This is a genomic window from Brevundimonas sp. FV2ps16, assembly GCF_058681075.1.
This window is the reverse complement of sequence record NZ_CM178728.1, coordinates 2,185,476-2,210,078: the sequence shown is the minus strand read 5'-3', so window position 1 is coordinate 2,210,078 and position 24,603 is coordinate 2,185,476. Positions and strand designations below refer to the sequence as shown.

The window sequence follows — 24,603 nt, the reverse complement described above, 5'->3', positions numbered from 1 at the left end:
CGATGCGAGCGGTCGTGGCGGAATTGGTAGACGCGCAGCGTTGAGGTCGCTGTGGGGCAACCCGTGGAAGTTCGAGTCTTCTCGACCGCACCATCTGGCTAAACAGGGCGATTCATCGGCTAACTACGGCTGGACATTCTACCAAGGGAGGCGACCACGTGAGCACCACGGACTCCGCCTTCGCTCCAGCCGAAGCGCCCGATAACGAAGACCACGCCGCCCTGGACGAGGACTATGTCCTCACCCCTCAATTCGTCGAAAAAGTCGTGGACGCCGCCGACGACGGCGACGGCATGCGGCTGCGGTCGCTGTTGGAGGATCTGCACCCCGCCGACGTCGCCGACCTGATGGGCTTCCTGACGTCGGAACACCGCGCTGTCGTGGTGCTGTGGCTGCCGCCTGAGCTGCTGGCGGAAACCCTTCCCGAGCTGGACGACGGCATTCGCGAAGAGGTGCTGGAGCGGGTGCCGCACGGAACCTTGGCCGAGGCCCTGCAAGAGCTGGATTCCGACGATGCCGCCGCCGTGGTCGAGGACCTGGAGGACGACCAGCGCGAACGCGTCTTGGCGGCCATGCCCGACGTCGACCGCGCCGCGATCGAAAACAGCCTGGGCTACGACGAGGAGTCCGCAGGCCGCCTGATGCAACGCGAGGTGATGGCCGCGCCCCAGTTCTGGAGCGTCGGCGACACCATCGACCACATCCGCAAACAGGGCGACGACCTGCCGGAGCTGTTCTTCGACATCTATGTGGTCGATCCGCTGAACCGCCCCGTCGGCGGCGTGCCGATCAGCGGCCTGCTGCGCGCGCCGCGCAGCGCCGCCCTGGCCGACCTGATGGAGCCGATCAACGAGATCGCCGTCGATCAGGACCAGGAAGAGGTCGCCTATATCTTCGAGAAATATCACCTGATCTCGGCCCCGGTCGTAGACGCGGCCGGACGGCTGGTGGGTCAGATCACCGTCGATGACATCGTCAACATCATTCAGGAAGAGAACCGCGAGGACATCCTGCGCCTGGCCGGCGTCGCCGATGAGGATCGCGGCTCATCCGTCTCCGAGATCGTGCGCGGCCGCGTGCCCTGGCTGGCCATCAATCTGGCGACGGCGGCCCTGGGGGCCAGCGTCATCGGCCTGTTCGAAGGCACCATCCAGCAGATCGTGGCCCTGGCGGTCCTGATGCCCATCGTCTCGGCCATTGGCGGCAACGCCGGCACCCAGGCCCTGACCGTCACCGTGCGCGCCCTGGCCACGCGCGAACTGAACTCGGCCAACGCCATGCGCACCTTCCTGCGCGAGCTGGCGGTGGGCGTCGCCAACGGCATGGTCCTGGCCCCCCTGATCGGCGTCGCGGCGGGCTTCTGGTTCCGCGACGAGGATTGGCGGATCGGGCTGGTGATCGGCGCGGCCATGATCCTGAACCTGCTGGTTGCGGCCTGTATCGGCGTGCTGACGCCGCTGACCCTGTCGAAGCTGAAGTTCGACCCTGCCGTCTCGTCCGCCGTCTTCGTGACTGCGACGACAGATTTCTTCGGCTTTCTGATCTTCCTCGGTCTCGCCACCATGGTTCTGTTGTAAATATCTGACCCCATGTTTGCTGGCCCCATGTTTGCTGGACGGGGGGTACAAGCCGCGCCGCCGTCTCGCTTTGGGGCAACATCTGTGTCTGACACATCGAAACCGACCAAGATCTCCCGCGAGGGGGTCATTCTGATCAAGAGCTTCGAGGGGTTCCGCCCGCGAGCCATTCAGCGCGCCGACGGCCGCTGGACCATCGGCTACGGGCACACCCAGTCGGCGCGTGAAGGCCTGACGGTGTCCGAAAGCGACGCCGAACTCCTGCTCCAGTACGACCTCATTCCAGTGGCGCAGACGGTCAAGGCGATCCAGGCGCCTCTAAACCAGCACCAGTTCGACGCCCTGGCCAGTTTCGCCTTTTCGGTGGGCGTTGACCGCTTCAAGACGTCCGATGTCCTGGCGCGCCTGAACGCCGGCGCGCCATTGGAGGCCGCTGACGCCTTGATGTCCTGGGTGGAAGACGTTGATGTCGTCACCCCGCCGCGCCGCCGCGCCGCCGAACGCGCCCTGTTCGTCGCAAATCCTGAAACGCCGGCGTCCTTGGCCGACCTGCTCGCCGCCCCCCTGCCTCCCGCCACAGCCACCCTGGTGGAAAGCACGGTCGAGGCGGAGCCTCGCTCTGACGAGGCAGAGACGGACTCCGCCGCGCCTGCGCCCTTCCCGGCCTTCCCGCCGTCACTCGCCGTGGTCGAAACGTCCGAGGCTCCCCCGCCGATGACGCGGGAAGCCGCCGTCTCCGCCTTGCTGGGGGATGTCGAGGACGACGGGTCGGTTGAAGCGATTGAAGAGAGTCCCAAGACCGAAACCTCGTCTGTCCTCGAAACGCCCCCGTCGCCCTCCGAAGCCGACATCGATGGCTCGGCCGAGGCGGCGGCGCCCGACGTCACGCCCGAGGACACGCCGGTCGAGGATAAAGAGGGCGAATCGGTTCAGGCGGCCGATGGCGCCGTCGAACCGTCTGCGCCTGCCGAGCCGGTTTCCCCTTCGCCCAGACCGGCGTCGCCGGTGATGACCAGCGCGGCGACCTTCTATTCGCCCTACGCGGTGCGCGCCCTGGGCCCATTGTCCGGTTTCGGCATTCGCGCGCCCCGCCCGGCTCCGGCTCCTGCTCCGGCTGCAGCGGCCAACGACGCCCCGCCCGCCGATCTGGTGTCTGGATCTCCGAAAACCCCGTCGGAAGAGGCAGCGGCGGATCTGCCCGCCGCCGAAATCCACGCGGAGATCAAGCCGACACCAGAGCCTGAGGCGGAGCCCACTGCGGCGACCACGCTCTTCGCCCAACCCGACGACGCCGAACAGCAGATCGAGGTCGCCGACGAGGCGGAGCCAGACGAAGCCGCGCAGGCAATAGAAGCGCCGACGTCCACGTCCCCGTCGGCGCCCGCCGTCGAATCGAGCGAACCGCCCGTGGAAGTGCCGACCTTCGTGTCCGCCGCCCAGCCGACGGTCGCGCCATTTGAAGTCGCGCCCCTGGCCCTGACGGGTGCGCCGGAGGCTCAGCCCTCGTCTACCGAGACGCGCCTGGTCTGGCCCGAACACAACGACTTGACGCACCCCGACCAAACGCCCCTCTTCGAGCAGGAAGCGACCTTGGTGGAGCAGGAAAGCGCGGCAGAGCCGCCCGCGCGTCCGACCGCACCCTCTTTCAAGTTCGAATGGACCGAAACCCTGACCTTCCTGGTCATGGGCGGCATCGGCCTGCTGTCATTCGGCGCCGCCATGGCGGCCTTCCGCCAGTCGTCCCAGTCGAACGGCGACACGGGCTTGATCGGCTGGCTTCTGGTGGTCATCGCCCTGGCCTGCGTCGGCGTCTCGGGCTTCAACCTGTACCAGCGCTGGGGGCGCGTCGATCGCGCCTGACAGGGGTTTTGCGAAAGCTCATGCACGATGCTAACCCTTCGCGCATGAGCATTCCCTTCGCGCCCCAATCCATGGAATTCGGCCTCGGCGAGAACGCCGACGCGATTCGCGACACGACCGCCCGCTGGGCGGCCGACCGACTGGCGCCCCTGGCCGCCGAGATCGACGCGACCAACACCTTCCGACGCGAACTCTGGCCCGAGATGGGCGAGCTGGGCCTGCACGGAATCACGGTCGAGGAAGACTACGGCGGCCTGGGCCTGGGCTATCTGGAACATGTCGTGGCGATGGAAGAGGTGTCGCGCGCCTCGGCCTCAATCGGCCTCAGCTACGGCGCCCACTCCAATCTGTGCGTCAACCAGATCCGCCGCTGGGGCACGCCCGAGCAGAAGCAGAAATATCTGCCCAAGCTGATCAGCGGCGAGCACGTCGGCTCTCTGGCCATGTCTGAAGCCGGCTCCGGCTCGGACGTCATGTCGATGCGCGCCCGCGCCGACAAACAGGGCGACCGCTACGTCTTGAACGGGACCAAGTTCTGGATCACCAACGCGCCCCACGCCGACACCCTGGTCGTCTACGCCAAGACCGATCCCGACGCCGGATCAAAGGGCTGCACCGCCTTCCTGATCGAAAAGGGCATGAAGGGTTTCAGCGTCTCCAAGAAGCTGGACAAGATGGGCATGCGCGGTTCCGACACCGCCGAGCTGGTGTTCGAGGACTGCGAGGTCCCTGAGGAGAACATCATGGGCCCGCTGGGCGGCGGCGCCGGCGTGCTGATGAGCGGCCTGGACTATGAGCGCGCGGTCCTGGCCGCCGGCCCGCTGGGCATTATGCAGGCCGCGCTGGACGTGGTCCTGCCCTACGTCCGCGACCGCAAACAGTTCGGCAAGCCGATCGGCAGCTTCCAGCTGATGCAGGCCAAGGTGGCCGACATGTACGTCGCCCTGAACAGCGCCCGGGCCTATGTCTATTCCGTCGCCCGCGCCTGCGACGCCGGCCTGACCACCCGCTATGACGCCGCCGGCGCCATCCTGTTGGCTTCCGAGAATGCGGTGAAGGTCACCTTGGAGGCCGTCCAGGCTCTCGGCGGCGCCGGCTACACCAAGGAATGGCCGGTCGAACGCCTGGTCCGCGACGCCAAACTCTATGACATCGGCGCCGGCACCAACGAGATCCGTCGCTTCCTGATCGGTCGGGAACTGCTGGGCGGCTGACGGCTTGTTCCGGGCGGAAGGAGACATCCCATGCCTGCAAAATCCGCCGCCCAGCAAAAGGCCGCCGGCGCCGCCCTGTCGGCCAAGCGCGGCGACACGCCCAAGTCTGAACTGAAAGGCGCGTCCAAGTCGATGGTCGAGTCGATGAGCGAAAAGCTGCTCGAAGACTTCGCCCACACCAGGCGGAAGGGCAAACCCGAGCACGCGGCGAAGAAATAGCCGCCTCAGGCGCGATTATTCGGCTTTGTTGCCGTTCGTTAAGTGGCGGTGAAACCTCTCTGCGCCTAAATGGCGAAACTCCTCTCCTGAGCCCCGCGCCTGATGCCCGCCCACGACAAGCCGAACGACGACCTGCGGCTCTTCTCGGACGTGATCGAGGAGCTTGGCGAAGGCGACGACCCCAAGTTGAAGCTCGAGGAGCTGGTTGCGGCCTTCGGCGAGCGCGGCTTCGGGGCCATGATCCTGATCCTCTCCATGCTGGCCCTGCTGCCTTGGCCGCCGGGCGGCAAGGCGGTGTTCGCGGTTCCGATCATCCTGATGTCGCTGGAACTGGCCTTTCAGCGCAGCTCGATCTGGCTGCCGCGCTGGGCGCTGCGCACCTCCATCAGTCGCGCGGCCTATCGCGCGGGGGTGTCGCGGATCATGAAGACGGTGCGGTATGTCGAGAATCTGACCCAACCTCGTATTCCGTTCCTGACCGGCGAGGTCGCCGATATGGTCACGGGCCTGATCTGCGTGATCCTGGCGCTGATCATGGCCCTGCCCATCCCGTTCGGCGACGCCCTTCCCGGCATCGCCCTAGTCTTCTTCGCCCTAGGGATGATGCAGAGAGACGGGGTCGCCATTCTTTTAGGCGCGCTCGCCACCGCCGCCTGCGCCCTATACCTGTTCCTCATCTGGCGCACGGTGTTCGAAGTGGCGCATCACGTCGCCGGCTGGTTCGGCCAGTTGCTGCACTGAATGACAAAAGGGCCGCCGCGTCGCCGCGACGGCCCTTCATTGTCTGACCGCGAACGGCCGGACCGCAACTCAGCCCGAAAGGATCAGGCCAGGCCTCCAACGAGGACCAGGGTCGCGGCCACCGCACGCGATTGATGACAATGAGACACTGGATCACCTCCTTTCGACTGTTCAACAGGGATTCGAAAGGTAAGACGTCTCAAGGCCTTGCAACAATAGGCTTCGCGATTTCGTGAAGTCAGGCGCGCTTAGGCCGCCTGCTGCACGCCCGCCGCCAGCCCCTGCATCATCATCCGGTTGATGTCGATCAGGTCCTGGAAGGTCTCTTCGCCCCGCATGACCGCCGACGAGTGTCGATTGACGAACAGGCTCAGCGAGATGATCTGCGCCCGCACAGCCGCCGGCAGCACGTTGGACGGATCACCGCAATCGGCGGCCAGCGTCGACCACAGACGCCGGTTCCAATCCAGCGCGTCGATGCGCGTGGCCAAATCCCGTTGGTCGACCGTCGAGGCATGCACCAGCGCGCGGGTTACCTGGCCGAACAGCCGGTACTCCATATCGCGCGGGGTTTCAGCCCGCGTCGTCGCCGCTGCGTACGCCTGAAGCGACATTCAGCACCTTCTCTTCGTATTCGACAATTTTACGGGCGGCCATCAGGGCCTTGTAGTATTCACGCGCCAGCACGTGGCGCGAGGCGGAGACGCATTCGGCCAGAATGGCGGGGTTCTTCGTCGCCCCCATGAACTCCGAAATGCGCAGCGCCAGCTCGTCGTAGAACTTGGCCGCAGACGCCTCTTCCAGATACATCATCATAATCGGGAAATATATCCGACGCGCAGGCGTGGTGACTTCCTCCGCCTGCATGATGTCCTTCTCGCGCAGCACGCTGGCGCGGTTCTGAAGGATCAGCACGCCGCGGCGGTCGCCGTTCTGGACCACCGCGCCGTTCAACACGAACTTCTCGCCGGGCTTCAGCGACAGCTTCAGGGCCATGGACGACCGAACTCCCCACTGGCGGAACCCATCGATCATGGACCATCCCAGTGAATAGGACCTTAAGCCAAGAGAGTTAACCATCTCTTGTCTGTCTGCGACGCTGGAACACCTGACCCGGCGCGACGTTTCCTGTCTGCACAGGAGGCGACCATGCCGGACAATGATTATCAGGACGATCAGGAACAGTCGGAAACCTTCGACGAGACCCATATCGACGACGAAGGCGACGGCGACATCCTGTTGGACGAAGCCGATCAGGTTCTCGACCTGACCCAGGCCGACGGCGACGCCGACGAGGATGAGTTCGACGAGGACGATATCGACCTGGACGATCAGCTCGCCTTGGACGGCGTCGAACGAGAGGCAGACGCCCTTTTAGGCGCTGACGGCGAGACGCTCAGCCAGTCGGACGCAGATGGCAACGGTTCACGGTCCGAGGACGAGATCGAACTCGTCTATTCGGGTTTGATGGAAAACGAGCGCGGCGCCCAGGCCAGCGCAGCCCACTGGGAGGCCCGGCGTCTCGACGACGACGACGTCGAGCAGCTTGGATACGCGCCAGACCAAGACGCAGACAAACCCACAATCTGAGAAAGACCACCCATGAGTGACAATCACGCCAAGACCGACGCTTCGACAAATGCACCGTTCGCCCGGAAGATCGCCCCAGAAGAAGGCAAGCCGGACCAACTGGAGGATAGGATGAAGGAAGGCGTGTCCCGCGAAGAAGCCTTGGTCGATGAAGGCATCGAGGAAACCTTCCCCGCCAGCGACCCCGTCTCCGCCAAACAGATCACCTGATCGCTGTTCATATCGGCAGTGATCGGCTAACCCGCTTCGTGACATTCACGGAGCGGGTTTTTCATGAGCCGGTTCGAAGGCACCGACCACTATATCGCCACCCCGGACCTGAAGGTCGCGGTGAACGCAGCCGTGGCGCTGGAGCGTCCGCTGCTGATCAAGGGCGAGCCGGGCACGGGTAAGACGGTCCTGGCCTATGAGGTCGCCAAGGCCTTCGACGCCCCGCTGATCACCTGGCACGTCAAATCGACCACCAAGGCCCACAGCGGCCTGTACGAATATGACGCCGTCAGCCGCCTACGCGACAGCCAGCTGGGCGACGAACGTGTCCACGACGTTCGCAACTATCTGAAAAAGGGCAAGCTGTGGGAGGCCTTCACCGCCCCGATACGCCCCGTCCTGCTGATCGACGAGATCGACAAGGCCGATATCGAATTCCCCAACGACCTCCTGCAGGAGCTCGACCGGATGGAATTCTATGTTCAGGAGATCGACGAGACCATCCGGGCCGAGGTCCGCCCGATCGTCATCATCACCTCGAACAATGAAAAGGAGCTGCCCGACGCCTTCCTGCGCCGCTGCTTCTTCCACTACATTCGCTTCCCCGACGCCGAGACCCTGTCGGCCATCGTCGATGTCCACTTCCCCGGCATCAAGCCGCGGCTGGTGTCGGAAGCGCTGAAGACCTTCTACGAGATCCGCGACACGCAGGGCCTGAAGAAGAAGCCCTCGACCTCGGAACTGCTGGACTGGCTGAAGCTGCTGCTGGTCGACGACATCGACGCCGAGACCCTGCGCGAGAAGACGCCGAACAAGCTGATCCCGCCCCTGCACGGCGCCTTGCTGAAGAACGAGCAGGACATCCATCTGTTCGAGCGGCTGGCCTTCCTGGGCCGGCGCGACGGATCCCGTCCCGGCGGCTGAGCGGCATTACCGCGATTTCACTGGATCACCGGCGCTTAGCGATCACAATGAGCACCATGAGCGTTACCGTCCCGTATCGTCTTCTGGCCGCCGGCTTTTCGGCTGCGATGCTCAGCGCCGGCCTGGCGGCGTGCGACGGCGAAAACGCTGTCCGCATCACCACCTCCACCACCCGCTCTTCGGACAATGCCTCGCAGGGCGTGCTGAAGGTGGTTGACGGGCTGCAATGCCCCGACACCGTCAGCGTCCTGACCCGCAAGGGATCGGCCAGTCCCGGCGGCGGCTCCTGCACCTACGGCGGACCGCGCGGCGCCGAGGTGGTGCTTTATCTGGTCAAGCTGGACGGCCGCACGGCGGAAGACGTCCTGCGGGACTATGAGCGCCGTCTCTCGGCGGAGATCCCCCAGGCGGCGGTGCGGATCGACGCCCGTGAGACAGAGGCGGGCGAAGAAAACGCCTCGGTCGAGGCGCCCGGCGTCAACATCAAGACCAAGGGCGAAGACGCCACCGTCAGCCTGCCCGGTCTCCATATCGAGACCCAGGGGGACAACGCCACCGTGCGGATCGCGGGCATCAATATTGAGTCCAAGGATGGCCAGGGCGTGCGAACGGAGACCAGCGCGGTCAGCGTTCAGACCGACGGCGAAACCACCCAGGTCCGCACCCAGGCGCCGGGCGAAGCGACGCGCATGACCTTCCTGCTCGCCGACGACAGCGTCGAGGCCGGCGCCTGGCGTCAGGTCGGCTTCGTCGCGCGCGGCCCCGCCGGCGGCCCCCTGGTCATCGCCACCGTGCGTTCCAAGGCCAAGAACGGCCGCGTCTTCGAATCCGCCAAGGAACTGGTCGCCCTGAACGTCGGGGACTGACGACTTTTTCACGCCAGGACGCATCCGACCCGCCCGGATCGCCCCGCAAGTCTTGATCCCCGCGCCGCTTTGCGTCACCTGACCAGCCCACATGCGATCAGGATCGAAGATTTGGCCGAGCGCCCCAAGAAGAAGACCGAAGTCCGCGCCTGGCAGCGCATGTTGTCCGGTCGACGCCTGGACCTGCTCGACCCCTCGCCCTTCGACATCGAGATCGAGGACATCGCCCACGGCCTGGCCCGCGTGGCCCGCTGGAACGGTCAGACCATCGGCGAACACGCCTTCTCGGTCGCCCAGCACAGTGTCGTGGTCGAAGAGATCGCCGCCCACATCAAGCCGGGCCTGGATCCCAAATGGCGCCTGGCCGCCCTGCTGCACGACGCCTCGGAATACGTGATCGGCGACATGATCTCGCCGTTCAAGGCGGCCCTGGGCTCGGGCTACAAGGATTTCGAAGCGCGGCTCGAGGCGGCCATCCACGTCCGCTACGGCCTGCCGCCCAAGACGCCCCAGACGATCAAGACCCTGATCAAGAAGGCCGACAAGGCCTGCGCCTATTTCGAGGCGACGCAGCTGGCCGGGTTCAACGAAAAGGAGTCGCTGGGCTTCTTCGGCTCTCCCCCGCCGGGCTACAGCCTGATCATCGAGCCCCAGCCCGCCTCCATCGCCCAGGCCCGCTATCTGGAGCGCTATCAGGTCCTGGCCAAGGCGGTCGGCCTCCTGCCCGCCGACGACGCCTGGCACACGGAATAGGCGATGACGGGACCGGCGGATCAGGGCGTGCGCATCGGCCTGTCGGTGGTCGTCATGGCGCTGAAGGACCGTCGGGCCGTCGTCCTGACGACCCAGGGCGAAGACGGCGCCCGCGCCCTGCCCTTTGGCCCCTTCGATCCCGTGCGCGACCGCACCTTCGAACGGGCCCTGCGCGACTTCGTGACCGACCAGACCGGCTTCCGTCTCGGCTTCGTCGAACAGCTCTACACCTTCGGCGACGCGGGCCGCGCCACGCCCCGCGCCACGCCCGCCGCCGATCAGAGACGCGAGGTCTCGGTCGGCTATCTGGCCCTGACCCCCGACGCCGCCCAAGCCCAAACACAGGGCCAGACCCACGACGCCCGCTGGGACGCCGTGTTCGATATCTTCCCGTGGGAAGATCGCCGCACCGACAACCCGGCTCTGCGCGCGGCTCTCTCGCAAGGCCTAGCGCTCTGGGCCGGCGAAAACGACCAACGCCAAGCCCGCGCCCGCGCCCTGTTCGCCCTGACGCCCGACCACCGGTGGAACGAGGAACGGGTGCTGGAACGCTATGAGCTTCTGTACGAGGCCCGGCTGGTCGCCGAGGCCTGGCGCGACGCCGGCCAGCCGCCAAAGGCCCCTGCCCTGCCCGGCCCGGCTCTTCCCGGCCAAGCCCTTCCCGGCCCAGCCCTTCCCGGCATGACCATGGCCTCGGACCACCGCCGCATCCTGGCGACCGGCCTGGGCCGTCTGCGCAGCAAGCTGAAGTACCGCCCGGTCCTGTTCGACCTGACCCCAGGCGTCTTCACCCTGTCGACGCTCCAGGCCGCCGCAGAGGCCGTCTCGGGCCTCACCCTGCACAAACAGAATTTCCGCCGCGGCGTCGAACGGACAGGCCTCGTCGAACCCACCGGACAGCTATCCTCCGCCACCGGCGGCCGCCCGGCGGAACTGTTTCGATTCAAGGGCGTCGATCCCCAAACCGGCGCCGCGCCGGGCCTTTCCCTGCCCGCGCAAAGATAGGTCGGAATTCTTTCACAGAGCGCTTGCGGTACGCCGCGCCTGCCATTAGAGAAGCCGCTCGCTCGACCAAGCGACTATGCACCGCGGAGAGGTGGCAGAGTGGTCGAATGTACCGCACTCGAAATGCGGCGTGCCTGGAAGGGTACCGTGGGTTCGAATCCCACCCTCTCCGCCATTCTTCGTTAGAGCAGAAGAGACAGCCTAGGGCTGACCCTATACGGCGCTTCCTCGCCGCATCGGTCACGCGACGAAGCGGCGCTGATCCTCAATTTAAAACGGCCTCCACACAGTGCTCCGGCAACTGCGTCATGGATGTCGAGAAGCGGTGCGGCCGCCACGCGCCCCCAGGGCGCCCACTTAGATCCACGGCCAACCACGCTCGCAGCAGCCCTGCAGCCGACACAAGCCATGCTCTTCGCCAATTGAATCGGCGGAGCTGCAGGGTGCAGCTCCGCCGAAACGACTCAGGCCTTGGAGGCTGGAATCAGCCGCTTAGAAGTTGACCGTCAGGCCGATCGAAATCTGACGTCCCAGCGAGTCATAGCGCTGAGGCAGGGTGTTATTCCGCGCCAGGCTGACGTTGTAGGAGTTCGGGACGATCGGCGGCTCTTCATCCAGAATGTTGTTGGCCGACACCCGCAGCGACGCATCATCCGTCACCTTATAGGCCACCGACACGTCGAAGTAGTTGTAGGCCGGAATGCGGTAGAAGGTCTTCAGCTCTTTGCCTGCGACCCAGCCCAGCAGAGGATCGCCGGAGTTCGCCGTGTGGGTCAGCGACGAGACGTAGCGCCAGTTCACCGACACGCTCAGACGATCGTTCGGGATGGTGTAGGTCGTACGCAGGCCGTGCGTCCATTCCGGCACGAACTGACCACCGCACGAGCCGAAGTAGCCGATGCAGTTGATCTCGGGCCGCAGGGGCGAGTCCTGGCCGCTCTGACGCGTGGACAGCGAACCGTTGAAGGTCCAGTCGAACTTGCCGATGTGCTCCAGCTCGAGGCCGTACTGGCCCTGGAAGTCCCAGCCATGGGATTTCGACTTGTAGGCGTTGGTCGTGCCCTGGCTGATGAAGCCCGAGGTCGGCTCGGAAGCGGCGCTGCTGTACAGGACGCCCGTGACCGGATCGCGAACGATCTTGTCGCAGAAGTAGGCATCGCCGCCGCTGGTCAGGCACCCGTTCTGGTAGTAGCTATAGTCGTTGTAGTTGATCGAGTCGTCCAGATCGATGATGAACCGGTCGATCGAAAGGGTCAGACCCGGCAGGAAGTGCGGGCGCAGAACCACGCCGAAGGTGGTCGTATTGGCGGTCTCGGGATCGACCGTGAAGCCGCCGGTCCGAACCGTACATTGCGAGTTCGGGCACGACAGGCTGGTGCTGCCGTACAGGGCGTCGCTGAGGCCGGTCGCACGGCAGACTTCGCGCGAAGCGGTCGGGGCGTCGATGACGGTGATTTGCTTCGTCGGGTCGTTGGGATCCTGAATCTGGCGAGCGATGCCCGCGCAGAAGTCGTTTTGCGATCCGCCCTGGGTCGTGAAGCTGATGTTCGACGCCTGCGACATCTCGATCACCGTCGGGGCGCGCTGGGCCTTGTTGAAGGCGGCGCGGAAGGTCACGTCCTGAACCGGCGCGTACAGACCTTCGATCTTCCAGGTGCTGAAGGTCTCCGGGTTGGTGTCGTAGCGCGACAGACGATAGCCGCCGTTGACCTGAAGCAGGTGCGCATATTTGCGCTCTTCCATCAGCGGAGCCTGGAACTCGATGTTTCCTTCGACGACGCTCTGCGAGAGGCTGACGTCGGACCCGCCGTTTTCAAGACGATAGATCGCGTCAGCCGTCGATTCCCAATGCTCTTCTCGGTACTCGAGGCCGGCCGAAACCGCGACGCCTTGATCCGCCCAGGGGCTGACGATCCCGTACTCGGCTAGGTCGCCCGAAACCGTGGCGACCAGGTCGTACAGGGTGCCGACGCCGGTGCTCGTGCCGTTTTGGCCGGTGAACAGATAGTCGGCCAGCGCCTGATCGTTATTGCCCGCTTTGAAGGCGTCGAAGGGCACGCAGTTGGGGTCGGTGCCGTCGACCTTTGACACGCAGGTCGGCGTGCCGTTGACGTTGACGACGTTCAAGGACCGATTGACCTTGGCGAAGTCGGCGAAGGCGCCGCCGTTGGAGTCCATCTGGTTGCGCGCATAGACGCCGCCGATGTCATAGTTCCAGACGTTGCCGAACACGCCGCGAACGCCGCCGGTGGCCCGCACGCCTTCATTCACATAGGTGGCCAACGTATAGGGCAGCTCGTCGAAGCGATAGCGGACTTCCAGCGGCATCATGGCCGAGGTGCCGGCCTGGGTTCCGCAGATCCCTGTGGCTTGCGCAGCGGACATCAGGGGGTTGTCGCAGTTCACGCTGTAAGGCGTGCTGCCGTACGCCGTGTAGCTGTAGACCCGCGTCGGGAAGCGGTTGTACGATTCATCCTTAAACCAGATGACGTTCCCGTAAATCTCGGCGCTGTCGTTCAGCTTCAGGGTGCCGAAGAGGCCGGCGTTCAGGCGCTCCGATTCCCGCTGGTACGAGTAGCCGTCGTAGGGGTTGGCGGCTTTGCCTTCGCCAAGGCCATAAGGCACGAAGGTGCGCGAACCATCCGGATTGTTCAGATACACTGACCCGCTATTGCTGCCGCCCTGGGGCGAAAGATAGCCGGCCGGCGTATAGGTCGACGCCAGGCAGCTCAACGGGCCGTCCGCAACGCTTTGCGTCAGGTAGCAGGCCGATGTGGCCCGATCCGAATAGGGGACCAGGTCCGCATCGCGGTAGTTCACGAAGCCCGACAGGGTCAGGGCGTCGTCGAACAGATGCTTGCCGTAGGTCAGGGTGATGTCTTTGCGACCGCCGTCGTTGACCGTGCCGATCGGCGTGGGGAAGGCCGAGGCCTGCGCAACCGGCGTGACGATCGTGGTCTTGTTCTCGTGGTTGTAGAAGCTGTAGTTCGCGTCCAGCTGCAGGCCTTCAAAATCATCCTTCAGGATGAAGTTGACCACACCCGAAATGGCGTCAGAACCGTAAACCGAAGAGGCGCCGCCCGACAGGACGTCGATCCGCTGGACCATCGACGTCGGAATGATGCCGGCGTCCTGGCCGTTCATCGTCCCGAGACGCTTGCCGTCCACCAGCACGAGGGTGCGTTCAAAGCCGAGGTTACGCAGCTTGATACGCTGGCGGCCGTCGGAATCCTGATAGTTCTGCTGGCTGTCCGGCGCGACCTGCGGCAGCCGGTTGAGGATTTCTTCGATGTTGACCGCGGCCGAAGCCTCGATTTCCGCTGCGGTGACGCTCGTGACCGGCGCTGCGGACTGGTTGTTCGGCCGCACGATCCGCGTGCCGGTCACAACCACCTCGCCGACCTCGGCCTTGTCGTCGGCGGTCGCGGTGTTCTGGGCGGCGCTTACCGTCTGCGCTTGCACCTGCCCCGCCAAGGCCAACAAGCTCGTCGTCAGCATCAGTTTCAAAATGGTATTGTTCATCGTGCCCCTCAGTCGCGAAGACCGCCAAAAACTGACGGTGTCCAAACACGCCCAGACGCGCGACTGGTGTCAATACCAATGACCACCCAAAGAGCCCAATTTAATGCCAATACTCCGAGTTCGCGACACGTTTCGGACGTAGCTGTGTCAATATGGCGACATAGTGGTTATGACCGATCAGGACGAAAAAGACCGAGCATGAAGGTCAATTCTGCGCCGAAAACTGGATCTGATGGTTTTTTATTGCACGCCTAATGTCACACGCCTTGCGGATCGACCTACTCGAAGGCCGAATGCGCCAAACACTCCGTAGAATCAGGGCCTGCATCCAATACCAAGCCTAGGCTTGCCCATATAAGGCGATCAAGGATGGGATGCGCACGGGTTCAGGGCTGTTCTTCCAGACAACCGAAGCAATTTTTCAGTCTCTGCCATGCTCGGCGGCGGACATGTTGCGACAGGCTCGATCTCATCGCCTGAGGCATCCTTCCGCCCCACTGCGGCGCGAGCAAAACGGGATCCGCCGGCCTTTCGACCGCCGGAACCCCACACAGGCCTACTGCGCCAACCCTGCACGCGCCAACGCCGCCTGCACCTCGGCCCGGGCGGCTTCCATGTCGCGGCGGAAGACGTCGGAGCGTTGCTCGGCGCCATAGATGACCATGCCCGACAAGATGCCCGCTTCGGCGGCGCTGTAGCTGTGGGCGCCGCAGACGTAGCGGCTCTCGGCGAACTCGCGGCCCCGGGCGTACAGGGCGTCGGCGCGCTGGGGCGCCAGTTCGGCCAGGATCATGGCCACATGGGCGCCGTGGGCCGAGTGACCGGACGGATAGTCGGGGTTGCCGGCCAGGTGGTCGGTCTTGGCTTCGCAGATCGGCTGGTCCGTACCGATATAGGGTCGTTTTGTGTCCCAATGCGTCTTGGCGTCCCCGACCGCCGACCGATCGTTGCCTGCCCGGTCTAGCAGAGCAGTAAGAATGGGAGCCTCCTCTGGCGTCAGGCGCACGCCAAGCGCCTCGGCGAAGTGGTCATAGGTCTCGCCCGAGACATCAGAGGTCGCCAGCGCCCATCGGGGCGTGCCCTGCAAGGCCCGGGTCTCGACGAAGACTCCCCGGTCCCCGACAGCGCGAGGCGAACCCGGCTCGGGCGGCGGAGCCAGCACGGTCGTCAGATCCGGCCGCTCCACCTGGGCCAGATAGCCCCGCGGCGCCGCCTCGCCGGTCCGTTCGGCCGCCAGACCGTCGCAACGCTTCTCGGTCCGCAGCGAGTTGCAGACGGCCGCCGCGCCGCCCGTCAGCCGCACCTGATAGGCGGGAAAACGCGGATCGGGCCACATATAGTCGGTCGACACATATTGCGCACCGCTGGCAAAAGCGGCGCTGCGTTGCGTGACGTCGCCCGTCCGCGGCGCTGCGGTGTCGGCGTCAGCGCGGGTGCGGACAATGAAGCCCGCGCGCACGGCGGCCCGTATGCGCGCCTGCTCGCCGACGGGGTCGTTCAGCGTGAGATAGGCGGCGGTCGGCGAAGCCTCGTCAGTATTGACGAAGAAAACCCGGCCCTCCAGCGAACGGCGTGCGCCCCGATAAGCGGCGACCTTCTCGGGCCCCTCGTCCAGAGCGAAGAAGACCTTGCCTCGCGCCGCGCCCAGCTTAGGCCACCCGCCGGCCAGAACGCCTTCACGCAAAGTCACGTGACGTCCCTGCACCTGATCGGGCGTGATCAGCCGGTCGGCGTCAAAGACCGAACGCACCTCGGCGTCCAGCGCGTCCCAGGCGGCCGTGTCGAAGTCCAGCGGGGTCGTCCCCCCCGGCATGGAGGCGCCGCCTGTCTTGGCGTTCAGCATGATCAGGATTGGAGCGTGGTCCGGATGGGCGCGGGACCAGTCACGGATTTCGGTGAGACAGGCGACGAAGGTCAGGCAGGTGCTGCGGAAATCGACGTCCGGCATGTGCAGGGTCTTGAAGCCCGGTCGAGCCATGGTCTCGGCGAAGGCCGCGCTGACCGGCGCCCCCTGCCCCGGTCGGCCCAGAGCGGACAGGGGATGGGCGTAGCGCCCGCCTTGCGGATCATTCAGCACGTCGATCTCGATCTGGCGCGCGCCGGCGTCCAGCTGCTCAGCCAGGGGCCGGTGCGAATAGTCCAGGGCGACCGCGGCGGGATTTACGGCGATCATGGCCTGGAGCTCGGCGTCCGGGATCGGCAGTTTGTAGCTGTTGTGGGTGCCCACGGCCGTCAGGTCGTTCATGCCCAGGCTCCGGTCCATCCAGGCCTCGGCGCAGGCGTCCCCCCCCGCCGCCCGCACGTCGGCGGCGTCCAGGTCGCAGGCCGGCGCCGCGCCGGCCAGAGCCGAGCTCGCCATCAGGGCGGCCATCAGATTGAGCATAAGCACTCCTCGAGTTCACATAGACTTTGAAAGATGATCACAGCGACCAGCGCAGGCTGGCGGTCACACTGGGTCCGACGCGTCCCAACTGCAGCAGGCGCCGCGTGTCGTGTTCGTAGGCCAGGTCGGTCGTGTCGGTCAGGTTCGAGGCGGCGATCACCAAGGCGCCGCCCGATCCGATATCGAACGAGGCCTGGGCGTCCAGATAGCCGGCGGCGCCGACAGTGAAGTCGGACACCCCTCCCCCCTGCATGTCGGCCTCGGACCGGAAGGCGGACCGCCAGGACCAGGACAGGCCGACCGCGACCGGTCCCCGTTCGAAGAAGGGATTGATCGAATAGGCCAGGCGCGACACCCCGGCCAGGCTGCGCCCTCCAGGCCCATGGCCGTCCGTGAAGGTGCCGCTGGCCCACAGGCCGAAACCGGAGGGCAGCCGGCGATGAAGCCCGATCTCCAACCCCCGGCTGGTGGCGCGCCCCAGATTGGCGGGCCGGGACATCAGCACCGCGGCGCGCACCAGGGGACCGGCGCGGGTCTCGAACACCAGGGTCTCTGGGGTCTCCACCAGGCCGATGAAATCGTCGATCGCCTTGTGGAAGATCGCGATGCTGAGCGCGCCCTGCGGGAAGCTCCACTCGTAGGAGGCGTCGAGATTGGTCGACATATAGGGGCTGAGATCCGGGTTTCCGCCGACCCCGGTGAAGATCGACCCGGGAGACGGAGCGTCGATCTCCGCCTGTCCCCGCTCGTAGATCTTCGAGACGAGGGAACTGGCGGGCACGGTCGCCACACGCAGATCGGCCAGAGACGGCCGGGTCATCGTCCGCGATGCGGCGAGCCGCAGCCGCCGCCCCTGATCAAGGTCGAAGGCGATGTTGAAACTGGGCAGAAGGGCCGTGTCGGCGCCGGTGTGCGACACCGGACGGATAGCCGCCACGCCGTTCTGCCCCGCGTTCAGAAACGCCCCGTTCACTTCCGTCCGCGTCGTGACCAGACGAAGTCCGAAGTTGCCGAAGAAGGGTGTTCCGGCGGCCTGTCCCTCGAAGTCGGCCCGGCCGTATACAGCGCCCACACGCTCTCCGACCGCGTAGGAGTTCTGCAGATCCGCGCCGGTTGGGACCAGGGCGTCAGGGCCCACGCTGAGAGCGTCGCTTTCCCCGAGAATCAAAAAGGCATCCTGAAACAGGTCGAAGTCTGCCGCAGCCCAGCGTCCCGGATGGCGTCGGATCAATTCGTCGAATACGCCGTCATGAACCCGCGCGCCCAGAAAGGCGGGCGTCATCTCCACACCGGGCCTTAGCGCCGCTTCGCGATCCCGCCTCTGATAGTCCCGTGACCGGTCGCTGATCTGGCCGCCGAACCGCACGTCGACAAACTCCATCCCGCCCAGCGGCACATCCACCGGACGCCTTACATCGACGAGCGCCGTAAGGTCGTCGTCGACGGATTCGATCGCCCGCACGCCCAGCCGTCTAAATACAATGGCCGAAGCGTCGGTGAGGTCGAGGCTGGTCTCCAGCAGCGCCGCCTGCCGATCAGACGCGGCGTCGCGGACGTCAAACCCATAGGCGGGCGGCGCAATCGACCGAAAGGAAATCCGCTCCAGCGGCGTATCCAACCGTGATTGGGCGCGGGACAGACTGATCCGAGGCTTGAGCGTCCATTCGCCGAGCGTCACCGTCGCCACGCCGGACACCACGACGTTCAGATGCGCCTGGTCCGAAAATTCGGTGTTGTTGTCGATCGTGCCGGCCTGAACAGAACCTGCCGTGACCACGCCGTCCTGAATGACCGCCGTCGCATCGGCCGCCTCCAGCAGAGCACCCAATCCATAGGCGATCCTGTCCTCTCGAATAGTGTTGTCGAAGGTCGACACCAGGCTGTCGAACCTCAGTCGAACCGATGGCGACGCCCGCCATTCCCCGCCCAGAAAAACGCTGCGCCGCAACCGATCTTCGTGTTCGACGGTCGTGCGGACGTCGTTCGGCGCCATGACGTCGTCGCCGCCGATCCTTACCGCCGTATAGCGCCCGACTTGGAAGCGGTCGTAGAGGACAGACCGCCCCTCCTGAGACATCCCACCGACCAGCCCCCAGTCCCCGCCCCCGGACACGAACCGCCCCGCGACGGAGATATCCGTCTCCGGCCGGCGCGTGCGGGCCTCGATCGCCGCACCCGCCCTGACGCTAAGAAAGGGATCGCCGTCCAGCCCCCCGATGGTCTCGATGTCGATATTCGACCCAATCCCGCCCTCGATCAGATCGGGCGTCGCAGACTTGGTCAGTTGCGCCCCCGCCAGCAGATCGGCTGACAGGGCGCGGAACCGGAACTGCCGGCCGCTCTGGGTCGAGTTGCGGATGTTCTCATTGAAGGCGACCGGCGCCCCGTTCAGCGTGACCGATTGAAACAGCGGCCCCAGCCCCCGAACACTGACGAACTGCCCCTCGCCCACCTCGCGCTCGATGGCCACGCCCGGCACGCGCTGCAGGGCCTCGGCCAGGTTGGCGGCGGGAAGCTCGCCGATACGGGTCGAGGACGCGCTGTCGGATATGACATCCGCGGCCTGTTTGCGGCGCAGGGACTCTTCAATCTGCTCGGACAACCGCCCCACCACAGTGATCGATTCGAGCTCAGCAGCCAGGACAGGCAGCGGCTCGGGCGTCGCCGAGGCCTCCATCCAGACGCGCACCCCACGGGCGCCGATGAACCGGTGCCTCAGGCCCGTTCCTTCAAGCATCTGGCGCACGGCCGCACGCCAGGACATTCGACCCCGAACCGCGCGACTACGGCGCACTTCGTCCGCAGGCGCGACAAACGCCAGTTCGCATCCTGCCGAAACGCAGAGCTGCACCAGGGCGCGTCGGGCGTCTTGCGCGGGGATGTCGAAGGCGCGCATTCCCTCCTGCGCCTGGGCGGACGAGGTCCATCCTCCGGCAGTCAGGAAAGACAGGGCTGCGACCATCGCGACCACGCCACGGCGCGCACCGAACGGCGTCGATGGTGCGGGCGGTTTCACGCGGGCCGTGCCTTGCGACAAGAGAGCAACAACAGAGAGGCAACGCTTAGCGCGCTTGCGTGACAGCTCTGCGATAGACCTAGTCGGCGCGGATCAGGGCGCGACCGTCGGCGGTATGCTCGACAGTGATCGGCAGCAGCGCGTCCATGCGATCAATCAGGCCCGCCTCGCCTGTCAGGGGCAGAACGGCCGTGACTCTTATATCGGCCAGGGCGGGATCGGCGATGACCATCGGCCTGCCGGCGTACCGTCCCGCCTCATCAATCACCACCGACAGCGGCGTGTCGTGGAAGACCAGCCTGCGCTCACGCCAGGCGGTGGCGGCCTCGACGTCGATCCGACGAACCCGCAGTCCGTCCCGTCCCGGGGTGAACACCGCCTGCTGGCCAGGCGCCAGGGCCACGGCCCGCTCCAGCGCGCGCGCCTTGCCGATGTCCGTACGGCCGATGGCGACCCGCCCTTCCAGCAGGGACACCTCAGCCTGATCCTTCCTCAATGCGACGGCGAACCGCGTGCCCGTGACGATCACCCGGCGATCCTCGACGGCGACCTGGAAGGGCTGTTCGGCATCATGGGCGACGTCGAAATAGGCCGCGCCCTGCAGCAGCACCACACGCCGGGCGTCACGGCCGTAGGCGACCTGAATCCGCGTATCGGCGTCCAGAGTGACGCGAGACCCGTCTTCAAGCGCGACATCGGTGATCTGACCCGGCGCGCTGGCATAGAGACGACCCGCCTGAACAGGCGGCTCATGGCCCAGGCCGGGGAGAACCAGGACAAGGCCGACCAGAGCCGCGACCGCGCCCGTCGCCAGGCCGCCAGCGATCAAAAGGCGCCTCTGCGGCCGGGCAGTTCCGCGGCCCCGCAGCCGCGCCAGATCGGCCGAGAAGGCTCCGCTCAGCGGCGACAGCTCCGCCAGGCCGGCCTTGGCGGCCTCATACTGGCTTAGGTGGTCTTCGTCCGCTTCCAGCCATTCGAGGAAAGCCGCCTGGTCGCGCGCGGAAACAGCAGGCCGACGCATGCGCGCCAGCCAGGCTTCGGCAGTCTGCGGCCGACGATCGAACAGGGATGTCAGGCGCTGGATCATGCGCGAACAGAACGCTCCGGAGCGCGGCTGGGGGATACGGCGCCGACGCCTTCAATATTCACAACGACAGTTTCACCGCACACCTCAGCCATCACGTGAAATCTTCAGCTGACGGAGGGCTTCGGCGATATGTTTCTCGACCATGCTCACCGATACGCCCAGGCGTTTGGCGATCTGGCCGTAGGTCTGATCCTCGAACCGGTGCAGCAGGAAGGCGTCTCGGGTTCGCGGCGGCAAGGCGCGGATCACCCGGGCCGCGGCGGCCAGATTCTCGCGTCCGATCAGATGCTGGTCGGCGGCCGGCGTGTCGCTGGCGACGGCGCGCGGCCCGGCGTCCAGCGAATGAATATCGTCGGTCCCGCGAACACCCGTCCGGCCCGCCGCCTTCCAACGGTCCGTCTGCAGATTGCGCGCGATGACGAACAACAGGGGCCGGGCGTCGGGGCCGGACAGGTCATGTCCGGCTCGATGAAACCGCGTGAAGGCTTCCTGCACGACGTCCTCGGCGTCCTCGACCGACAGCCCCTTGCGCTGGACATAGGCCATCAGGTCGCGACGCAGGGCGGCGAAGAGTTGATCAACCGCCATCATCGCCTCTTTGCAGAGCGTCAGGCGAGAATATGCGAAGACGCCCCCTCCTCGCGGAAGGGGCGTCGCGCCAGGCATTGTTCCGAGGCGTGACCCCGCCGCCCCAAGGGGCGAACGCGGTCTCGCGGCCGGGAAAGGCGGTGGACGACGTCAATCGCCCCCCGCCTTCAACATGACAGTCGCGCGTTGGAATGGATCAGAACTCCATCCGCAGGCCGAAGTTGATGCGGCGTCCCGACTTCTCGTACATCGTCGGGAAGGACGGATCCATCGTATAGCCCTTGGTCGCTTCGTCGGTGACGTTGATGCCTTCCACATTGAGCTGGAGGCTGTCGGTCACATTGTAGCTGGCCGACAGATCGATCTGGCCATAGCCCTCGCGCCAGATCGGATACATCTCGTAGCCGATGCCTTCGACATACTTGTCCTTGTAATTGTAGGACGCGCGCGCCTGGAACTTGGCGTTCTCGTAGAACAGGGTGACGTTGTAGGTGTTGTCGGCCAGACCAGCCGGCGGGGTCGGGATGCCCAGGGTCGAGTTACCGGTCAGCGAGCTGTCCAGAACGGTGTAGTTGGCGTTGATCCCGAACCCTTCCAGCGGGGCGAAGAACTGCCCAAACGGCACCACAGCGACCAGCTCGACGCCGCTGACTTCATACGAACCCGGCTGGTTGATCGGCTGATAAACGTCGAACTCGTACACGCCGTCGATCGTGCCGTTGGCGTTGTACTTGGTGACGTTCGGCACCGTGCCCGTCAGGGCCTGGCGCACCACGCCCTCGATTTCCTTCCAGAAGTACGAGACCGCCAGCAGGCCGCCGTCGCCCAGATACTGCTCCAGGCCCACTTCCCACTGCTTGGCGTAGGTCGGCTTCAGGTTGGGGTTGCCGTCGGTGAAGCGGAATGAGTTCCAGCTGGCCGTGCGCTTGTAGGCAAGATCGGTCAGGGCTGGGCGGATCAGGGTTTCCGAAGCCGCGGCGCGGAAGATTAGGCTGTCGGTCAGGTCAGCCGTGATGTTCAGGCTGGGTAGAACCTTGTCATAGCTGCCGTCGCTGGACACCGGAGCCGGAGTATAGCCGGTCGAGCCGTTCGGGTTCTGAATCTGGTGATAGCCCGACGAAGTGATCGAGGTGTCGATGTAGCGGGCGCCGCCGTTGATCGCGACCGGCACCGGTCCCAGGTCGAACTCTAGGTCGGCCATGGCGTAGGCGGCCAGGACCTCTTCCGTCACCTCGTAGTAGTCGGCCACGTTGAACGGGGTGAAGAAGCCATCATAGCGGAAGGTGCGGCGGGCGTAGTCGTTCGACACCTGGCTCCAGGTCAGGTCTCGGATGCTGTAGTCACCACCGGGCACCAGATCGCCGATCGGGGTCAGTTCGCTCTGCGCCAGAGTACGGGTGTTCAGCCAGGCGGTGCTGCCGGCAGAAGGACCCTGGATGTTCAGCGAACCGTACTGACGCTCCTTGGACTTGTCCGTATAGCGCGCACCGACCTGAATGCTCTTCAGCGCGGGGAAGAAGCTGAAGTCGAGGTATTTGGTGAAATCGATCTGAGCGGCGTACTTGTCGTCGTTGATGGCTTCGTAGTTGGTCTCGTAAGCCTCGAACAGATAGCGCGACGGCGAGCTGTACATGTCAAAGCCGGCGGAACTGGCGCTCGGAATGGTCTCGCCGCCTTCCGCCGTCCAGCGCGTCCGCGACGGCGCATAGGCGACGTGCTTCAGGTTGGCGTTGTCCAGCGTCTTCTCGGCGCCGGAATAGCCGGCGATGGCGTGCAGCTTCCAGCTGTCGCCGCTCCAGTTGAGCTCGGTTCCGAACTGCTGGTAGTCGGTGTTGTTGATCCGCTCCTTGCTGAGGAACTCGTGCTGGGTCTGGGTGTAGGAGACGTCGCGCAGCACGACCATGCCGTAGTCGGCCAGGGTGGTGGCGTCATATTCGTGGATGGTCTCCAGGGTCGAGCGGCTGGAGGCCGAATAGGCCGCCGCGTCGTATTCGTCCTCGGTGGTCTCATAGCTGCCGACCATGGCGTCGAAGGCCAGGCTGAAGTTGGACGACGGGCGATACTGCAGCGCCACCGTGCCGCCCCACTGGTCCTGGGTGTTCAGATAGGCGCGGTCGCCGACCTTGTCCTGGAAGATGATGCGGTTGGTGACATTGGTGTCGGAACGGTTCGGCACCGAGATGCCGGCGTCGCGCAACAGAACCGCCGCCGCCTGCGTGCCCCGGGCGCCCGTCGAGGTCGCCAGGAAGCGAGACATCCCACGGAAGTTGATGCCCGATTCCGAGTCGGTGCGGTTGGTGCGGCGGGCCGTCGAGAAGGACACCAGCGCGCCGAAGTCGCCCCAGGTGTCGCTGGCCAGGAAGGCGATCTTGGGATCGACCTCTTCGGAGATGGAGTTGTAGGCGCCCTCGACCGAACCGACGACCCGGCGGCCGGCGTAGTCGAACGGGCGGGCGGTCGAGATATTGACCGAACCGGCGATGCCGCCTTCCTCGTCCGCCGCGCGCGGGGACTTCTGGACCGTGACCTGCTGAATGATTTCCGAGGCGAAGATGTCGAACTCGACGTCACGGCCGCCGCTGCCCGAAGCGGTGGCCAGGCCATTGATGCTGACGAAGGTGAACTCGGTGGGCAGGCCGCGCACATTGACGCGCTGGCCCAGGCCCTTGTTGCGTTCGATGGTCACGCCAGGGATACGCTGCAGCGCTTCGGCCAGGTTCTGCTCGGGGAAGTTGGCGACGTCGGTGGCGACGATCGAGTCCGAGAAGCCGACGGTCTTGCGCTTGATGTCCACCGCCTCTTCGAGGCTGCGGCGATACGAGCCAGTGACGACGATCTCGTCCAGCGTGGCTTCGGCCTGGCTCGCCGCGGTAACGGCGGCCGGTTCGGCAGCTTGCGCCAAGGCGACGAACGGCGTTGCGGCGACCACGGCGAACGCCGTCGTGCCCAGAATTCGGTTCTTCATTTGAGTAGCCCCCAGTGAGTTCTAGGCGCTTCAACGACGGGCTCTCAGCCCCCCTCAATGTGTGACAGGGCTTTTCATTCAAA

At 65.4% G+C, this 24,603-nt stretch carries 19 protein-coding genes and 2 tRNA genes; 13 read left to right on the top strand and 8 right to left on the bottom strand.

From position 1 onward, the window contains the following. Window positions 1-8 precede the first annotated feature (8 nt). The 6 genes from ACW170_RS10685 to ACW170_RS10660 all read left to right on the top strand — a co-directional run bounded on the left by ACW170_RS10685 (window position 9) and on the right by ACW170_RS10660 (window position 5,611). Window positions 9-93: transfer RNA gene (locus tag ACW170_RS10685), tRNA-Leu, on the top strand. Window positions 94-158: 65 nt separating this feature from the next. Then, on the top strand, window positions 159-1,577 hold the full coding sequence (gene mgtE / locus ACW170_RS10680; RefSeq protein ID WP_492086668.1) for a magnesium transporter: 1,419 nt from the start codon (window positions 159-161) through the stop codon (window positions 1,575-1,577). A gap of 84 nt (window positions 1,578-1,661) precedes the next feature. Further along, window positions 1,662-3,437: a lysozyme gene (locus ACW170_RS10675; RefSeq protein ID WP_492086667.1), complete on the top strand. Its 1,776-nt coding sequence runs from the start codon at window positions 1,662-1,664 to the stop codon at window positions 3,435-3,437. 44 nt (window positions 3,438-3,481) lie between these two features. Further along, the gene (locus tag ACW170_RS10670; RefSeq protein WP_492086666.1) at window positions 3,482-4,651 is read left to right on the top strand and encodes an isovaleryl-CoA dehydrogenase; all 1,170 of its coding nucleotides are present in this window, start codon (window positions 3,482-3,484) and stop codon (window positions 4,649-4,651) included. Window positions 4,652-4,681: 30 nt separating this feature from the next. Beyond that, entirely contained in the window at window positions 4,682-4,870 is a 189-nt protein-coding gene (locus tag ACW170_RS10665) for a DUF3008 family protein (protein WP_492086665.1), read from the top strand. A 102-nt stretch (window positions 4,871-4,972) separates the two neighbouring features. Next, the gene (locus tag ACW170_RS10660) at window positions 4,973-5,611 is read left to right on the top strand and encodes an exopolysaccharide biosynthesis protein (RefSeq protein WP_492086664.1); all 639 of its coding nucleotides are present in this window, start codon (window positions 4,973-4,975) and stop codon (window positions 5,609-5,611) included. A gap of 248 nt (window positions 5,612-5,859) precedes the next feature. On the opposite strand, the gene flaF is transcribed toward ACW170_RS10660, so the two are convergent. Both flaF and flbT read right to left on the bottom strand, forming a co-directional pair. Continuing rightward, window positions 5,860-6,225, bottom strand: a complete 366-nt coding sequence (gene flaF, locus ACW170_RS10655; RefSeq protein WP_492086663.1) for a flagellar biosynthesis regulator FlaF — start codon at window positions 6,223-6,225, stop codon at window positions 5,860-5,862. Continuing rightward, window positions 6,185-6,607: a flagellar biosynthesis repressor FlbT gene (gene flbT, locus ACW170_RS10650; protein WP_267516745.1), complete on the bottom strand. Its 423-nt coding sequence runs from the start codon at window positions 6,605-6,607 to the stop codon at window positions 6,185-6,187. Before flbT ends, flaF begins: the two co-directional genes overlap by 41 nt. 153 nt (window positions 6,608-6,760) lie before the next feature. Between flbT and ACW170_RS10645 the strand changes: the two genes are divergently transcribed. The 7 genes from ACW170_RS10645 (at window position 6,761) to ACW170_RS10615 (ending at window position 11,134) form a co-directional block, all read left to right on the top strand. Further along, window positions 6,761-7,201: a hypothetical protein gene (locus tag ACW170_RS10645; protein WP_492086662.1), complete on the top strand. Its 441-nt coding sequence runs from the start codon at window positions 6,761-6,763 to the stop codon at window positions 7,199-7,201. A gap of 12 nt (window positions 7,202-7,213) precedes the next feature. After that, entirely contained in the window at window positions 7,214-7,411 is a 198-nt protein-coding gene (locus ACW170_RS10640; RefSeq protein ID WP_492086661.1) for a hypothetical protein, read from the top strand. A gap of 63 nt (window positions 7,412-7,474) precedes the next feature. Continuing rightward, window positions 7,475-8,335, top strand: coding sequence for an AAA family ATPase (locus ACW170_RS10635; RefSeq protein WP_492086660.1), 861 nt, complete (start codon window positions 7,475-7,477; stop codon window positions 8,333-8,335). A 56-nt stretch (window positions 8,336-8,391) separates the two neighbouring features. Then, entirely contained in the window at window positions 8,392-9,201 is an 810-nt protein-coding gene (locus tag ACW170_RS10630; protein WP_492086659.1) for a methyltransferase type 11, read from the top strand. A gap of 159 nt (window positions 9,202-9,360) precedes the next feature. Further along, window positions 9,361-9,954 (top strand): HD family hydrolase, encoded by a 594-nt coding sequence (locus ACW170_RS10625; RefSeq protein WP_267516743.1) that lies wholly within the window; start codon window positions 9,361-9,363, stop codon window positions 9,952-9,954. Window positions 9,955-9,957: 3 nt separating this feature from the next. Then, the gene (locus ACW170_RS10620) at window positions 9,958-10,959 is read left to right on the top strand and encodes an NUDIX hydrolase (protein WP_492086658.1); all 1,002 of its coding nucleotides are present in this window, start codon (window positions 9,958-9,960) and stop codon (window positions 10,957-10,959) included. A gap of 85 nt (window positions 10,960-11,044) precedes the next feature. Beyond that, window positions 11,045-11,134 (top strand) — tRNA-Ser (locus tag ACW170_RS10615). Window positions 11,135-11,451: 317 nt separating this feature from the next. On the opposite strand, the gene ACW170_RS10610 is transcribed toward ACW170_RS10615, so the two are convergent. The 6 genes from ACW170_RS10610 to ACW170_RS10585 form a co-directional block, all read right to left on the bottom strand. Continuing rightward, window positions 11,452-14,481 (bottom strand): TonB-dependent receptor domain-containing protein, encoded by a 3,030-nt coding sequence (locus ACW170_RS10610; protein ID WP_492086657.1) that lies wholly within the window; start codon window positions 14,479-14,481, stop codon window positions 11,452-11,454. Between the two features lie 556 nt (window positions 14,482-15,037). Further along, complete coding sequence (locus tag ACW170_RS10605) at window positions 15,038-16,864, bottom strand: Ca2+-dependent phosphoinositide-specific phospholipase C (protein ID WP_492086656.1); 1,827 nt, start codon at window positions 16,862-16,864, stop codon at window positions 15,038-15,040. Between the two features lie 37 nt (window positions 16,865-16,901). Continuing rightward, on the bottom strand, window positions 16,902-19,760 hold the full coding sequence (locus ACW170_RS10600) for a TonB-dependent receptor (protein WP_492086655.1): 2,859 nt from the start codon (window positions 19,758-19,760) through the stop codon (window positions 16,902-16,904). A gap of 199 nt (window positions 19,761-19,959) precedes the next feature. Beyond that, on the bottom strand, window positions 19,960-20,967 hold the full coding sequence (locus ACW170_RS10595; protein ID WP_492086654.1) for a FecR family protein: 1,008 nt from the start codon (window positions 20,965-20,967) through the stop codon (window positions 19,960-19,962). An 84-nt stretch (window positions 20,968-21,051) separates the two neighbouring features. Then, the gene (locus ACW170_RS10590) at window positions 21,052-21,558 is read right to left on the bottom strand and encodes an RNA polymerase sigma factor (RefSeq protein ID WP_492086653.1); all 507 of its coding nucleotides are present in this window, start codon (window positions 21,556-21,558) and stop codon (window positions 21,052-21,054) included. A 193-nt stretch (window positions 21,559-21,751) separates the two neighbouring features. Next, a complete protein-coding gene (locus ACW170_RS10585; protein WP_492086652.1) occupies window positions 21,752-24,520 on the bottom strand; it encodes a TonB-dependent receptor in 2,769 nt (922 codons plus the stop codon). Window positions 24,521-24,603: the final 83 nt, after the last annotated feature.